A 15,286-nucleotide genomic window follows, 5' to 3' on the forward strand; every position below is an offset into this window, starting at 1 on the left:
CTTGTCAAGACAACCGCTGTTGCAAGCCCAATGACAGGCACGATGCGCTTTGCCGAGCAAGGACGGCTATGCACGACCCAGCATGCTAGCCGAGTAGCGCCTGCACTTGACCTGCCAGCTTATTGGCTAGGCGATCCGCATCCAAATGAGCGCGCCCTTCCACCATTACGCGGATTAATGGCTCGGTGCCGGATGGGCGCAGCAGCACCCGCCCTTGGTCCCCTAATTCAGCCTCCAATGCAGCAACAGCATCCAACAGCGGTTGGGCAGCCATAACCTCTTTGGCATTCGACCCTGCGGGCAAGCGCACATTAACCAGTGATTGCGGCACTTTTTCCAGCCCTTTCAGCAGCGATGGTAACGGCTTTTGCTCCCGCACCATTAACCCCAGCACCTGCAAGGCTGACACAATACCATCGCCGGTCGTTTGTACGTGGCCACAGACAATGTGTCCCGACGCTTCGCCGCCCAGCTCCCAGCCGTTGGCTGCCACCATTTCCATCACGAAGCGGTCGCCTACTTTGGCACGCTGGAACGGGATACCGAGCCGGTCTAATGCCATCCCCAGGCCGAAGTTACTCATCAGCGTGCCGACCACGCCGCCTTCCAGAAGGCCGCGCTCAAAACGGTCACGGGCGATTAAGTACAAAATATCGTCGCCATCGACCTCACGACCATCCGCATCAACGAGCAGTACACGGTCGCCATCGCCATCGAAAGCAATGCCTAAATCCGCCCCTTGCTGAATTACCGCCGCCCGCAGCGCTGCTGGGTGTGTCGATCCCACATGGTGGTTGATATTTAATCCATCTGGCGCGGTGCCAATCACGCTCACTTCCGCCCCTAGCTCGCGAAAAACGCTGGGCGCGATATGGTAAGTGGCACCGTGGGCGCAATCCAATACCACTTTCAGTCCGTGCAGACTAAGTCGATCCGGCAGGGTGGATTTACAGAACTCAATATAGCGGCCTGCGGCATCGTCAATGCGTGCCGCCTTACCTAGCTGCGCCGCATCGGCGGTGGTCAACGGGGCTTCCAGCATCGCTTCAATGCGGTCTTCCACGTCATCCGGCAGCTTTTTGCCTTCTGCGGAGAAAAACTTAATGCCGTTATCGGCAAACGGATTATGAGAAGCTGAAATCACAATGCCCGCATCCGCCCGGAAGGTACGTGTGAGATAAGCGATCCCAGGCGTGGGCATCGGCCCTAACAGGGAAACATCCACACCTGCAGCCGACAGCCCCGCTTCCAGCGCCGACTCAAACATATAGCCGGAAATACGCGTATCTTTACCAATCAATACCCGAGTGCGGCCCTTTTCACGGCGCAGCACCTGCCCAGCGGCCCACCCCAACTTGAGCATAAAGTCAGCAGTAATCGGTGACTGCCCAACGGTACCGCGAATACCGTCAGTGCCAAAATAGCGTCGTGTCATAACGAGAGTTCCTTATCAACGGGCGGCTCACAGCCCTCTTGTAGTACCGCCCAAGCCATATTCACAGCATCCACTGTAGGCCCAACATCATGCACTCGTAGAATGCTCGCCCCACGCTCAACCGCCATAGCCGACAAAGCCAAGCCGCCAGCTAAACCGTTCTTCTACCGGACGACCCAGTACTTTGCCAATCATGCTTTTACGTGACATGCCTACCAATATCGGCAGATCAAGCGCGAGCAGCGACTCCATATACTTGAGCAAACGCAGGTTATGCTCGACGGTTTTGCCAAACCCAAAGCCAGGGTCGATCAAAAGCCGATGACGGCGCAGCCCTGCCGCTTCACAAGCATCGATACGCTCGGATAAATACGCCGCGACCGCACGCTCTACGGGCTCGCTGTACTCAGGAGAGTGCTGCATGTTCTGCGGCTCGCCCTGGCGGTGCATCAGACACACAGGCAAACCGCTGCTGGCAGCAGCTGCCAGTGCGCCCTCGCGCTCTAGCGCACGCACATCGTTAATCATCCCCGCCCCTAAGGCGCTGGCTTCACGAATCACCGTGGCGCTGCTGGTATCCACCGATACCAACGCATCTAGTTCGCGCACCAGCGCTTCCACTACGGGTGCGACACGGTCTAGCTCTTGCTGCTCAGAAACCGCCATAGCGCCTGGACGGGTCGATTCGCCGCCCACATCAATCAAGGCAGCGCCTTCGGCCAGCATGCGCTCGGCGTGGCGTAGCGCATCGTCTAAGGCAACATGCTGACCACCATCGGAGAACGAATCAGGCGTGACGTTCAAAATACCCATCACCCGTGGAACCGAAAGATCAAGCGTATGGCGCCCACACGCAGCTGCAAAGCACTCTCTGCTTGGCGCGAAGGCGATGAAGGGTCAACGTTCGGTGTCATGCTACCGCCTAAAAATAGAAAAGAAACGTAACTGCTATTGGCCCACAGCATAACAAAAAGGCGCCCCAATATGGGACGCCTTTGCTAACACCAGCAGTATGGCTTGATTAAGGACCTGCAGGGCCACCTAGCGGGTCAGATGGACGACGGCGCGGCTCATCGTCATCCTCTTCGCCTTCATCGCTTGACGCGTTAGGCGCTTGGTCATCCGCTTTCGCTTCTGGCTTATCATCGCTGACGCGCATTCCACCACCGGAGGAGTCACCGTCGTTCCAGCCTTCCGGCGGACGCGGGTCACGTCCTTCCATGATGTCTTTAAGCTGGCTGGCGTCGATGGGTTTCAAACTTCATCAGCGCTTCTGCCATGGCATCCAGCTTATCGCGGTTGTCATGAAGAATCTGACGCGCCTGCTCGTAACACTCATCGATAATCTTGCGCACTTCTTTATCAAGACGCGTGGTGGTTTCGCCAGATTTCAGCTTACCGCCGCCCTGACCAGGGCCACCGAGGAACTGGTGAGACTCGTCCTCATCGTACATGATCGGGCCCATCTCATCCGAGAGACCCCATTTGGCCACCATGTTGTGAGCCAGCTCAGTGGCACGCTTGATGTCGTTAGATGCACCAGTGGTCACACCGTTAGCACCCAGCGTCATCTCTTCGGCAATACGGCCACCAAACAGCGAGCAGATCTGGCTGATAATTTGCTGGCGCGACAGGCTGTAGCGATCCTCTTCCGGCAGGAACATCGTCACACCCAGCGCGCGGCCACGAGGAATAATCGTCACCTTGTAGACAGGGTCGTGCTCAGGCATGACCAAGCCAATAATCGCGTGGCCTGCTTCGTGATAAGCGGTATTGAGCTTCTCTTTATCGGTCATGACCATGGATTTGCGCTCAGCGCCCATCATGATCTTGTCCTTGGCAAGCTCCAGCTCTTCCATGCTAACCAAACGCTTATTACGACGTGCGGCAAACAGCGCGGCTTCGTTCACTAGGTTGGCAAGATCCGCACCGGAGAAGCCCGGCGTACCGCGTGCGATCAGCAGCGGTTTCACATCATCCGACAGCGGCACTTTGCGCAGGTGAACGCCAAGAATGTGCTCACGACCACGAATGTCGGGTAAGCCAACGGTCACCTGACGATCGAAACGGCCTGGGCGCAACAGTGCCGGGTCAAGAACGTCCGGGCGGTTGGTGGCGGCGATGACAATAATGCCCTCGTTGGCTTCAAAGCCGTCCATTTCCACCAGCAGCTGGTTCAGCGTCTGCTCACGCTCATCATTACCTCCCCCCATGCCGGTACCGCGCGAGCGGCCAACAGCATCGATTTCGTCGATAAAGATAATGCAGGGCGCCTGCTTCTTGGCCTGCTCGAACATGTCACGAACGCGGGATGCACCCACACCAACGAACATTTCAACGAAGTCAGAGCCTGAAATAGAGAAGAAAGGCACTTTGGCTTCGCCCGCAATGGACTTGGCCAGCAACGTTTTACCGGTACCAGGCGGGCCCACCATCAGTACGCCGCGGGGAATGGTGCCACCCAGGCGTTGGAACTTGGTGGGGTCGCGCAGGAAGTCGACCAGCTCTTCTACTTCCTCCTTCGCTTCGTCGCAGCCTGCGACATCTGCAAAGGTGGTTTTGATCTGATCCTGGGAGAGCAGCTTCGCCTTGGATTTGCCAAAGCTCATCGGGCCGCCTTTACCGCCACAAGCGCCGCCCTGCATTTGGCGCATAAAGAACATAAAGATGGCCAGGATCAGCAGAATCGGGAAGCTGGCAATCAGCAGGCGCGTCCAGATGCTTTGCTGCTCTGGCTCTTTACCCACGACCGTCACGTTATTGCTGAGCAGATCATCCATCAGCTTCGGATCTTCCGCCGCCGGACGAATGGTCTGGAACTGCGAACCATCCGTGCGCTCACCGTTGATGGTATAGCCATCAATCGTGACGCTGCGGACCTGCTGATTTTGCACCTGCTGCACAAACTGGGAGTAGTTAGTGGTTTGTGGTGCGCTTTCCGTACTGAAATTATTGAACACTGTCAGTAGAACGGCCGCGATGACCAACCACAGAATCAGGTTCTTCGCCATATCGTTCAAGGGGCTACCCTCATTACAAGAATCCGTCAGTTAACCGCTAATACTCTGACCTTACCCTCGAGCTTAACGTTCAACCATTGCCAAAGCACATTTGGCTTTGGGCCATCTGTGTCACGTTCGTCCAATGTACATAATGTGACACACCTTACGCTTGCCTGTCTGGCAATCGTGGTGATAAATCTTTGCTATAACACTTGCCCATACCACCAGGGCCGAGCCAGCACTGGCTAACCGCGAAAGCCCTCCGCCAAAAAGTAGACTTCTCGGGAGCGCGCCCGAGAGGCATCCGGTTTGCGGGTAACCACGCGGTCAAAACTGCCACGCAGCTCTTTTAGGTAGGCCTCAAAGCCTTCCTCCTGGAATACCGTTTACCAAAAACCGCCCTTTGGGCGAGAGCGTTTCACGGGCCAACTCCAACGCCAGCTCGACAAGATACATCGCTGGTGGCTGATCGATGGCTGCCATACCACTCATATTGGGGGCCATGTCCGACATAACAAGGTCTACCGGACGATTCCCCAGGCGCTCAAGAATCGCGTTAAGTACGCTCTCCTCGGTAAAATCGCCCTGAATAAAGTCCACCCCTGCCAGCGCATCCATCTCCAGAATATCAGAGGCGATGACCACGCCCTCTGGCCCGACTTTTTCGGCGGCGATTTGGCTCCATCCACCAGGGGCTGCCCCCAGATCAATGATCGTCATACCATTACGAAACAGTTTATCCTTCTCATCCAGCTCTAGCAGCTTATAGCTCGCCCGGGAGCGGTAGCCATCCTGCCAGCTCTGTTTTACGTACTGGTCGTCAAAATGTTCTTTCTTCCAGTTATTGCTGGTTTTGCTCACTGAATGTTTACGGCTTGGGGGCTTTTGCTGCATGTGGGAATCTGACACTGGAATAAGAGATGGGCGCGTTCACGTGATTGCTTTCACTTAGCGGCATTTCACCGTAAGATGGAACGTTAAGCGCTAACCGGGATACCGCAAGATACATTAGCTTGTCACAGGCACAAAAGAAACCATTTCGTAGCATTGGCCACCATTTGAAACCAGTGGTCACCGTTTCTGAGAACGGCGTCTCCGAAAATTTGCTCGCAGAACTCAGCCGCGCGCTCAATGATCACGAGCTGATTAAAGTGAAACTCGCTCTGCCCGAACGGGATGACCGCGCTGCGATGATCAACGAGCTGCTGGCTGACAGCACCGCCGAGCTGGTGCAAACCATTGGCAAAAATGGCGCTGCTTTATCGCCGCAACCCAAAGGCTAACCCCAAGCTCTCCAACGTTACCCGCTTCGAGAACCATCACGGGCGGCACTAAAGCACACAGTACTATGCTGACACGGCGCCAAGCGCCGCTAAGCTAAAAGGCCCGAAGCAGCTACCTGCATCGGGCCTTTTTTATGGCGCTATCCGCACAACATTAGAGGTGTTCAACACTCTCAATTTCGTACTCAACGTCGCCGCCGGGCGTTTTGACCACCACCAGATCGCCCTCTTCTTTACCAATCAGCGCGCGCGCAATGGGTGAAGTGACCGAAATACGCCCCGCTTTAATGTCGGCTTCATCTTCGCCAACAACGCGATAGGTAACGCTGGCATCACTATCCAGGTTCAAGAGCGACACAGTCACCCCAAAAATCACCTTGCCAGTTTTCGGCAGCTTGGTGACATCAATCACCTGGGCGCCAGAGAGCTTGCTCTCGATTTCCTGAATACGGCCTTCAATAAACCCCTGTTGTTCACGGGCGGCGTGGTACTCGGCGTTCTCCTTTAGGTCGCCGTGTTCACGCGCTTCAGCGATGGCCGCAATCACCTGAGGGCGAGCTTCGCCCTTCAAGTGGTTGAGCTCTTCGCGAAGGCTTTTTTCTCCCGCTACCGTCATCGGGACCTTGTTCATTGACTTGCTCCTGCATGCAGATCCTGAAGGCGCCGCACCGTAATCTCCCTACCGTACTCTAGCGCCATGCAAACAGCATTAGCGCCCGCCAAGGTGGTCGCATAGGGCACCTTGCGCGCGAGAGCAGTACGGCGAATGATCGAAGAGTCGTTAATTGCCTGACGACCTGCGGTAGTGTTCACGATGTAGGCGATTTCGTCGTTCTTCAGCAGATCGACGATATGGGGACGGCCTTCGTAGACTTTATTGACGTGCTCCACGGGTAGCCCAGCGGCTTCAATCGCTGCTGCCGTGCCGCGTGTTGCACAAAGTGTGAAGCCCAATGTTAGCAGAGAACGGGCCACTTCGATAATCCCCTGCTTGTCAGGTTCGCGCACTGACAGGAACGCTTTACGGTCGCCATCCAGCGCTGGGATCGCTTCACCCGCGCCTAGCTGCGCCTTGAAGAAGGCTTCCGCGAAGGTATCGCCGGAGCCCATCACTTCACCGGTGGATTTCATTTCCGGCGAGAGAATCGGGTCAACGCCCTGGAACTTGTTGAACGGGAAGACCGCTTCTTTGACGCTATAGAAGTGCGGCACGATCTCACGTTCGAAGCCCTGCTCGGCCAGCGTCTTACCAGCCATGCAACGCGCGGCAATCTGGGCCAGCGAGGTGCCGATGCACTTGGAAACAAACGGCACAGTACGGGATGCGCGGGGGTTGACCTCGATCACGTAGATCTCGCCATCCTGCCACGCGAGCTGCACGTTCATCAGACCTTTTACGCCCAGCTCCACGGCCATTTTCTTGACCTGCTCGCGCATCTCGTCCTGCACATCAGCGGGCAGCGAGTAAGGCGGCAGCGCACAGGCGGAGTCGCCAGAGTGAACGCCCGCTTGCTCTACGTGCTGCATGATACCGCCGATCACGACCTGCTGGCCGTCTGAGACCGCATCGATATCTACTTCCACCGCGGCGCTCAGGAAGTGATCCAGCAGTACCGGCGAGTCGTTAGAGACTTTCACCGCGTTGGTCATGTAGTTTTCAAGCTCGGAGGCGTCGTAGACGATCTCCATCGCCCGGCCGCCCAGAACGTAGCTCGGGCGTACCACCAAGGGGTAGCCGATTTTTTCGGGTTTGGCGAAGGCATCTTCGAAGCTGCGCGCAGTGGCGTTGGGCGGCTGTTTCAGGCCGAGCTTGTCGATCATCACCTGGAAGCGCTCGCGGTCTTCGGCACGGTCGATGGCGTCCGGCGTGGTACCGATGATCGGCACGCCTGCGGCTTCCAGCTCGCGAGCCAGCTTCAGCGGGGTTTGGCCACCGAACTGTACAATCACGCCCACCGGCTTCTCTTTATCAGCAATTTCCAGCACGTCTTCCAGCGTGACGGGCTCGAAGTAGAGGCGATCAGAGGTGTCGTAGTCTGTAGAAACGGTTTCCGGGTTACAGTTGACCATGATGGTTTCGTAGCCATCGTCGCGCATCGCGAAGGCGGCGTGAACGCAGCAGTAGTCAAACTCGATACCCTGGCCGATACGGTTCGGGCCACCGCCCAGCACCATGATTTTCTGACGATCAGAAACGTCCGCTTCGCACTCTTCCTCGTAGGTGGAGTACATGTAGGCGGTATCCGACGCAAACTCAGCAGCACAGGTGTCCACGCGCTTGTACACCGGGCGAATGCCTGCTGGCTGGCGGGTTTTGCGGAACTCTTTTTCCGACACGCCCAAGAGCTTGGCTAAGCGCGCATCACCAAAGCCTTTACGCTTGAGCTGATAAAGCTCACGGGCAGAGAAATCAGCCAGCGCACGCTTAGCAACAGCGTTTTCGGTTAGCACCAGATCTTCAATCTGCACCAGGAACCAGCGGTCGATGTTGGTCAGCGCAAAGATCTCTTCCACGCTCATACCAGCGCGCATAGCATCAGCCACAAAGAAGATACGCTCGGCACCCGCTGCCTGCAGCTCGCCCTTGATCTGGGCCATCGTTTCATCGGTGAATTCGGTCACGATCGGGTCGAGGCCGTCGTTACCGGTTTCCATACCGCGCAGCGCTTTTTGCAGCGACTCTTGGAACGTGCGGCCAATCGCCATCACTTCACCCACCGACTTCATCTGGGTGGTCAGGCGGTCGTTCGCTTGGGGGAATTTCTCGAACGTAAAGCGCGGAATTTTGGTCACGACATATTCGATGGACGGCTCAAACGACGCCGGTGTTTGACCGCCAGTAATATCGTTCTGCAGCTCATCCAGGGTGTAACCCACCGCCAGCTTCGCGGCGATTTTAGCAATCGGGAAACCGGTGGCCTTCGATGCCAGCGCAGGCGAGCGCGACACACGCGGGTTCATCTCGATCACGACCAGACGACCGGTTTTCGGGTCCATACCAAACTGTACGTTGGAGCCGCCGTTTTCCACGCCGATTTCACGCAGTACCGCGAGGCTCGCGTCCCGCATGATCTGGTACTCTTTATCGGTCAGCGTTTGTGCAGGCGCGACAGTGATGGAGTCGCAGGTGTGGACGCCCATGGGGTCGAAGTTCTCGATCGCGCAGACGATGATGCAGTTATCGTTTTTGTCGCGCACCACTTCCATTTCGTACTCTTTCCAACCCAGCAGCGACTCATCAATCAGCAGCTCGTGGTTATTGGAAAGCTCGAAACCGCGGGTACAGATCTCTTCGAACTCTTCCTTGTTGTACGCCACACCGCCGCCGGAGCCACCCATGGTGTAGGAAGGACGAATAATTGTTGGGAAACCTAGCTCTGCCTGAATTTCCCACGCCTCGTCCATGGTGTGCGCCACTTGCGCATTCGGGCACTCCAGGCCAATGCGCTTCATGGCTTGGTCGAACAGGTCGCGGTCTTCCGCCATATTAATGGCGTCGGCGTTGGCGCCGATCATCTCAACACTGTACTTAGCAAGTACGCCATGTTTTTCAAGATCCAGCGCGCAGTTCAGCGCGGTTTGGCCGCCCATGGTGGGGAGAATGGCGTCCGGGCGCTCGACTTCGATAATTTTCTCAACCGCCTGCCAGGTAATCGGCTCGATGTACGTGGCATCGGCCATGGCGGGGTCGGTCATGATGGTGGCCGGGTTAGAGTTGACCCAAAAAACCCGGTAACCCTCTTCGCGCAGCGCTTTACACGCCTGAGCGCCAGAGTAGTCGAATTCGCAGGCCTGGCCGATGACAATCGGACCAGCGCCAATGATAAGAATGCTATTGATATCGGTACGCTTAGGCATAACGGTTCCCGCAAAAAGTGGTGACGATGAGCATCAAAACGGCGTAACTAGGCAATGAGAGGCAGCGCGGCTAACTTAGCGGCGCGCCTGCATCATGGCGATAAAGCGATCAAACAGCGGCGCTACATCGCGCGGGCCAGGGCTGGCTTCCGGGTGGCCCTGAAAGCTAAACGCCGGGCGGTCGGTACGCTCAATGCCCTGCAGGGTGCCATCGAACAGCGAGCGGTGCGTGGCACGTACGTTGCTCGGCAGGGTCGCTTCATCGGCGGCAAAGCCGTGGTTCTGGCTGGTGATCATCACCGTGCCGGTATCTAGGTCTTGTACCGGATGGTTAGCACCATGGTGGCCGTGGCCCATCTTGACGGTTTTGGCACCGGAGGCCAGCGCCAGCAGCTGGTGGCCCAAGCAAATGCCGAACACCGGAGTGTCGGTTTCCAACACTTCCTGGATCGCTTTGATGGCGTAGTCACAGGGCCAGGGTCTCCGGGGCCGTTAGCCAGGAACACGCCATCCGGGTTCATCGCCAGCACCTCTGCCGCAGGCGTTTGCGCCGGCACCACGGTCAAGCGGCAGCCGCGCGCCGCCAGCATACGCAGGATGTTGAACTTCACGCCGTAATCAAACGCCACCACATGGTAAGGGCGCTCGCCCTGGGTGGTATCCGCGTAGCCTTCGCCCAAGGTCCACTCACCTTCTGACCACTCGTACGCTTCTTTGCACGAGACTTCCTTGGCTAAATCCATGCCCTTCAGGCCTGGGAACGCCTTCGCCGCCGCCAGCGCCCGCTCTACGGCATCCTCACCTTCTGCATCGGCACCCGCCAGAATCGCACCGTTCTGGGCACCTTTATCGCGCAAAATACGCGTCAGGCGGCGGGTATCGATATCCGCAATACCCAGCACGTTTTGGCTTTTCAGGTAATCAGAGAGGGTTTGCTCAGAACGGAAGCTGCTGGCCAGCAAAGGGAGATCGCGAATTACCAAGGCCAGCTGCCGCAATCGAGGCGGACTCTACATCTTCGGAGTTAATGCCAGTGTTGCCGATGTGCGGGTAAGTCAGGGTGACGATTTGGCGGGTGTAAGAGGGGTCGGTGAGGATTTCCTGGTAGCCGGTCATGGCTGTATTGAACACCACCTCACCGCTTGTGACTCCATCCGGCGCCAATGGCAGTTCCATGAAACACACTGCCATCTTCCAGGGCCAATATCGCGGGTTTGCTCAATGCGGGGTTATTCAAGACAAGTTCTCCCATGCTGGTGGGAGCCTGTGGGCGCAGGCTCGGCGATCCGGTTGTCGGCGTTTGCGTGCAAACGTCGGGTCGTAAAAAAGCGGGACGAAGCCGACAATAAAAAATCGGTTTCATCCCGCTTGTTGTTCTCTTTCCTTGGCCTTCATAACGGTGTTAGCCATGGCGCAGCATTTAGCTGACTACTTTTCCCACTTAACGGCCAGTGCAACAAGCGCGGTGCTCTCTCTACAGCTCTTCACTGTAGATATTTTGCTGCTTTTTGCAGCCACTGGGCCAAAATTTTTGGAATGTTACAGGATTTCTCGACTTTCGGCTAGCCCCAAAACTACCGATGACGTTATGCATAACGTTTTACTTTCGCAATCAGCATGTCATGCCCGTTAGGCCGCTAATACGTTCCGAAAGCATTTTCGTATACGAAATTAATATATTTGGTTGTCCTCCTACTATTTTTTTGTCTACGCTTCCTACAAGCTGACCAAGTGGTCAAACTGTACTGTCGATAGCTCATCCAATAAATACAAAGAGAATATCCTCATGCCACAAAGCCCTACGCCGTATTCCGGCTCACCACCCACTCAGGCTACAACCAGCCTGGATCATTACTTCAATGTCAGCCGCCGCGGCTCCTCGGTGAAGACCGAAGTGCTGGCAGGCATTGCGACGTTCCTGGCCGGGATGTATATCATCGTGGTCAATCCAGCCATCTTATCTGATGCTGGCATCCCTTTCTCTGCGGCCCTATCCGCCACAGTCGTTATCAGCTTTTTCAGTAGCTTAGCGATGGGCCTTTACGCTCGTAACCCGATTCTGGTCGCCCCTGGCATGGGCATGAATGCTCTTTTCACCTATACCTTGGTGCTTGGCGCAGGGCTGTCGTGGGAGGTTGCTCTAGGATGCGTATTTTGGTCGGGGTGTTGTTCGCGGTTCTAGCGCTATTTAACGTTCGCGAAGCGACTATCGAGGCCATTCCTGCCTCATTACGCTATGCCATTACCTGCGGCATAGGCCTATTCATTACCTTTATCGGGCTCAAGAATGCTGGGTTTATCGTTGCTAATCCAGCAACCCTGGTTAGCCTCGGTGAATTAGATGCAAGTCTCATCACCTTCTTTATCGGCCTGATGGTCACGGCAATATTGGTAATACGCGGTTTCAATGGTGCGCTGATTTTAGGCATCGCCTTAACCACTTTGCTGGCAGCCCCTATGGGGCGTTTGTGGAGTGACGAAGTATTAGTGGTTTGGCAAGGCCTCGCCTCATGGCCGGACTTCTCAGCGGTCATGAAGGTCGACATTTTAGGCGCCCTCAAGGTGGCTTACTTGCCTTTCATTTTCGTGATGCTGTTCACTAACTTCTTCGACTCACTCTCCTGCTTCATGGCCCTATCCGAGTCTGCTGATCTCAAGGACGCCAACGGCAATCCACGCAACCTTAAGCGCTCCATGACGGTGGATGCTTTCGCCTCAATGATTGCAGCCCCACTCGGCACCAGCGCTGCGCAGACCTTTATCGAATCTGGAGCGGGCGTCGCCCAGGGGGGCCGTACAGGACTCACCGCCGTGGTTATTGGCGTCCTGTTTCTACCCTTCCTGTTTCTCTCACCGCTGCTGTCTTTAGTCCCCAGTATCGCTACGGCGCCAGCCCTGGTGCTGGTTGGGCTGTTTATGATGGCGCCCATTGGAAAGATCGACCGGAGCCGCCTCGAAGAAGCCTTCCCCGCATTTCTGGCCATCATATTAATGCCGCTGACCTACTCCATCACACTTGGCATTGCCTTTGGCTTTATCAGCTTTGTACTGATCCGGCTGGCTACCGGCAAGCTAGACGAGATTAAGCCTGCCATGTGGGCCTCAGCCCTGCTTGCGGTGGTTATGCTGCTAACCGCACAGTAGCTAGCGCTTCAAACTACTGTTAGCTCAGCCAAAAACAGCACTCTGTCCTGTTCGCAGCCACATTTAGACTAAAAGCCCATTCAAAAATAACGGTGAGTCCATACGACTCAACCTGCGCGCAGGCTCAGAGGCAATCCATAACGTTACGCTCTGCAGCCAGCACTACGCATATCGAGAGGCTACGTGCCGTCCTACCTCATTACTCCAAGCCCAATACATCTTGCATGTCGTAACGGCCGCGGGGCTGATTAGCCACCCAGCGAGCAGCCCGTACCGCACCCTTGGCAAACGTCATCCGGCTAGACGCCTTATGGGTGATTTCGATGCGCTCGCCTTCGGTGGCGAACATGACGGTATGCTCACCGACGATATCGCCTGCGCGCACGGTAGCAAAACCGATCTCTTTATCGGTACGCGGGCCGCACTGCGGTACCCGCTCGAATACGCCGTGCTCTTTCAAGGTACGGCCGAAACTATTCGGCCACCACTTCACCCATTTTAATCGCCGTACCGGAAGGCGCGTCGACTTTATGGCGGTGGGGGGGCTCAATCACCTCAATATCGTAGCCTTCATCACCCAGCGCCTTGGCCCCGTTTCCAGTAGTTTGAGCGTCAGGTTCACGCCCACGCTCATGTTGGGAGCAAACACCATGGCCACCTTATCGCGGTAGCTATCTAGCTCGGCCAGCTCTTCATCGTTCATACCGGTGGTGCCGATCACGATGCGCTTACCGTGCTCGGCGCAGAATGCCAGATTCGCCAAGGTGACTTGGGGCGCAGTGAAGTCGATCAGCACGTCGAAGTCATCCACAATGGCGTCGAGCGAATCCACGGCGGCCACACCACGCTTACCCACCCCTGCCAGCTCGCCGATATCTACGCCCGCCAGGGAGCTACCCGGCTCCACAATACCGCCTGCAAGCGAGGCATCAGCCTGTTGCTCAACGGCGTTAACTAACGTGCGGCCCATGCGGCCAGCTACGCCTACAATGGCAATTCGGGTCATGGAAACTCCTACGCGTGCGCTATTTGGCATCAACTAGAAACAAAAAGAGGTGGCCGCGATTATAGCAGACCACCCTTAGCGATGCGGCGCTAACGGCAGCGCCCTTCATGCACTTTCAATTCTCCCAGACAATCTCCAGCGACTCGTCTTTCGCCATACGCATTAGATGGCTCTCGACCACGCCCTCTAGCTGGTCCAAGTGCTCTTCTTCCAGGGTTTCGATGGAGACCAGTAGCCGATCAGGTGCGGCGTGCATCAGGCAAGTACCGCTGGCAAACACGATCTTGGCGTCCTGCTTACTGTGCTCCACCTCAAGCTTATGCGCCCAGTGTTTACACAGGCGGTTGATCAACCGCGCGCCGGATGGGGTGGCAATTTCTGCTCGGGATAAAGGCATGCGGCTCTCTCCAATTTAATAGGAGCGATTACCTACTAGCCTAATCCTCACAGCGAAAAGAGCCAAGCAGCGAATGAGAATTCGTTGCGACGGTGTGTTCGGCGACTCACTGCCCTTACTATCAAAAGCCGTGGTAATCTCCAACCAAGCCTAAGCAATTTTAGAGACAACAATGACAGATGAGACACTAAAATGCCTGACCGCCCTACGGGTAGGCCACAGCCGAGGCCGACTAGCAGCGAATAAGCCCTGCTTACTGCGGGCGATTATTTGTGAAATACAAAACGGGCACATTAACACGCCGACGGTTGCCATTGATGACCGGCTACTAGCGCGTTATTTCGATTTGTATGAAGCCGCCACCGGTGACCGTCAGTCGGCTAACCCTCACCTGCCACTTTGGCACCTAAAGGGCGACCAAGGCGTTTCTGGCGCACTTTGGGAGCCGGTGTTTGATAACAGCATCGCTCGCGTTGCCAATAGCTTAGGCCAGCCTAAATCGCTTAAGGGCTTAAAGGCACTCTTCACACAGGCAGTGCTAGATAGCGCTCTATTTAGTGCCTTTCAGAATAAACAAATGGCTCATAACGCCAGCGCACTGATCGTAGCTCACTATTTCGCTGAAGAACCTCAGCAGCACGCGCTGAACACCTATTTAGCCAATGCGCTAGAGAGCGGCGATTACGAAAAGCACCCCGATAGCTTAGTGGGCGACGTTAAGGAGACACATCAACAGCAGGCACGCTCAGCCGCTTTTCGCACTCTGGTATTGGAAGCCTACGACTACCGCTGTGCCGCCACTCGTTTGCGCTTTATCACGCCAGACTACCGTTATCTGGTAGAAGCCGCCCACTTAATTCCTTTCGCCGAAAGCTACGACGACCGCCCTACAAATGGCTTAGCACTGACGCCCAATTTACACTGGGCGATGGATAACCGATTGATCGCGCCGGGGCCGGACCATAAATGGCATGTCAGCCCAACTCTTGATGACTTTATGCCAGATAACGCATGGCTTCAGCAGTTGCATGGTCAAGCGGTGGTGCTGCCCCGAGCCAAACGCTGGCAGCCCAATCAACAGGCCTTAGCGTGGCGAATGGATCACCTTTTGCGCTGAAGCAGATACAAAAACGCCCCAGCACACTGAAGTGCTGAGGCGCT

The 15,286-nt window shown here is 56.1% G+C and carries 7 protein-coding genes and 6 pseudogenes; 4 read left to right on the forward strand and 9 right to left on the reverse strand.

The features are described 5' to 3' along the window. Window positions 1-85: 85 nt before the first annotated feature. From glmM to rlmE, 4 genes and pseudogenes are all read right to left on the reverse strand, one after another. A complete protein-coding gene (gene glmM / locus B4967_RS02525) occupies window positions 86-1,435 on the reverse strand; it encodes a phosphoglucosamine mutase (protein WP_083023362.1) in 1,350 nt (449 codons plus the stop codon). Beyond that, window positions 1,432-2,349 (reverse strand): annotated as a pseudogene (gene folP, locus B4967_RS02530) (dihydropteroate synthase). The gene glmM and the pseudogene folP overlap by 4 nt, the downstream one beginning before the upstream one ends. Window positions 2,350-2,456: 107 nt before the next feature. Next, window positions 2,457-4,455: pseudogene (gene ftsH / locus B4967_RS02535) on the reverse strand (ATP-dependent zinc metalloprotease FtsH). Between the two features lie 227 nt (window positions 4,456-4,682). Further along, window positions 4,683-5,331 (reverse strand): annotated as a pseudogene (rlmE, locus tag B4967_RS02540) (23S rRNA (uridine(2552)-2'-O)-methyltransferase RlmE). Window positions 5,332-5,444: 113 nt separating this feature from the next. On the opposite strand from rlmE, the pseudogene yhbY reads away from it, so the two are divergent. Further along, window positions 5,445-5,772 (forward strand): annotated as a pseudogene (gene yhbY / locus B4967_RS02545) (ribosome assembly RNA-binding protein YhbY). A 102-nt stretch (window positions 5,773-5,874) separates the two neighbouring features. Here the strand turns inward: yhbY and greA are convergent. The 3 genes and pseudogenes from greA to carA form a co-directional block, all read right to left on the reverse strand. After that, entirely contained in the window at window positions 5,875-6,351 is a 477-nt protein-coding gene (gene greA / locus B4967_RS02550) for a transcription elongation factor GreA (protein WP_083023363.1), read from the reverse strand. Next, the gene (gene carB / locus B4967_RS02555) at window positions 6,348-9,578 is read right to left on the reverse strand and encodes a carbamoyl-phosphate synthase large subunit (RefSeq protein WP_083023365.1); all 3,231 of its coding nucleotides are present in this window, start codon (window positions 9,576-9,578) and stop codon (window positions 6,348-6,350) included. Before carB ends, greA begins: the two co-directional genes overlap by 4 nt. Before the next feature lie 75 nt (window positions 9,579-9,653). Beyond that, window positions 9,654-10,800 (reverse strand): annotated as a pseudogene (carA, locus tag B4967_RS02560) (glutamine-hydrolyzing carbamoyl-phosphate synthase small subunit). A gap of 564 nt (window positions 10,801-11,364) precedes the next feature. On the opposite strand from carA, the gene B4967_RS20640 reads away from it, so the two are divergent. Both B4967_RS20640 and B4967_RS02565 read left to right on the forward strand, forming a co-directional pair. Next, window positions 11,365-11,760 carry a solute carrier family 23 protein gene (locus tag B4967_RS20640; protein WP_340638671.1) on the forward strand — a complete coding sequence of 132 codons (396 nt, stop codon included), beginning with the start codon at window positions 11,365-11,367 and terminating at the stop codon, window positions 11,758-11,760. After that, on the forward strand, window positions 11,724-12,722 hold the full coding sequence (locus B4967_RS02565) for an NCS2 family permease (RefSeq protein WP_340638672.1): 999 nt from the start codon (window positions 11,724-11,726) through the stop codon (window positions 12,720-12,722). The genes B4967_RS20640 and B4967_RS02565 overlap by 37 nt, the downstream gene beginning before the upstream one ends. A 199-nt stretch (window positions 12,723-12,921) precedes the next feature. On the opposite strand, the pseudogene dapB reads toward B4967_RS02565, so the two are convergent. Continuing rightward, window positions 12,922-13,728: pseudogene (gene dapB, locus B4967_RS02570) on the reverse strand (4-hydroxy-tetrahydrodipicolinate reductase). 115 nt (window positions 13,729-13,843) lie between these two features. Further along, window positions 13,844-14,125 (reverse strand): DUF2218 domain-containing protein, encoded by a 282-nt coding sequence (locus B4967_RS02575; protein WP_083023366.1) that lies wholly within the window; start codon window positions 14,123-14,125, stop codon window positions 13,844-13,846. A 172-nt stretch (window positions 14,126-14,297) separates the two neighbouring features. Between B4967_RS02575 and B4967_RS02580 the strand changes: the two genes are divergently transcribed. After that, the gene (locus tag B4967_RS02580) at window positions 14,298-15,242 is read left to right on the forward strand and encodes an HNH endonuclease (protein WP_083023368.1); all 945 of its coding nucleotides are present in this window, start codon (window positions 14,298-14,300) and stop codon (window positions 15,240-15,242) included. Window positions 15,243-15,286: the final 44 nt, after the last annotated feature.

The organism is Vreelandella lionensis, assembly GCF_002087295.1.
Classification (GTDB): Bacteria; Pseudomonadota; Gammaproteobacteria; order Pseudomonadales; family Halomonadaceae; genus Vreelandella; species Vreelandella lionensis.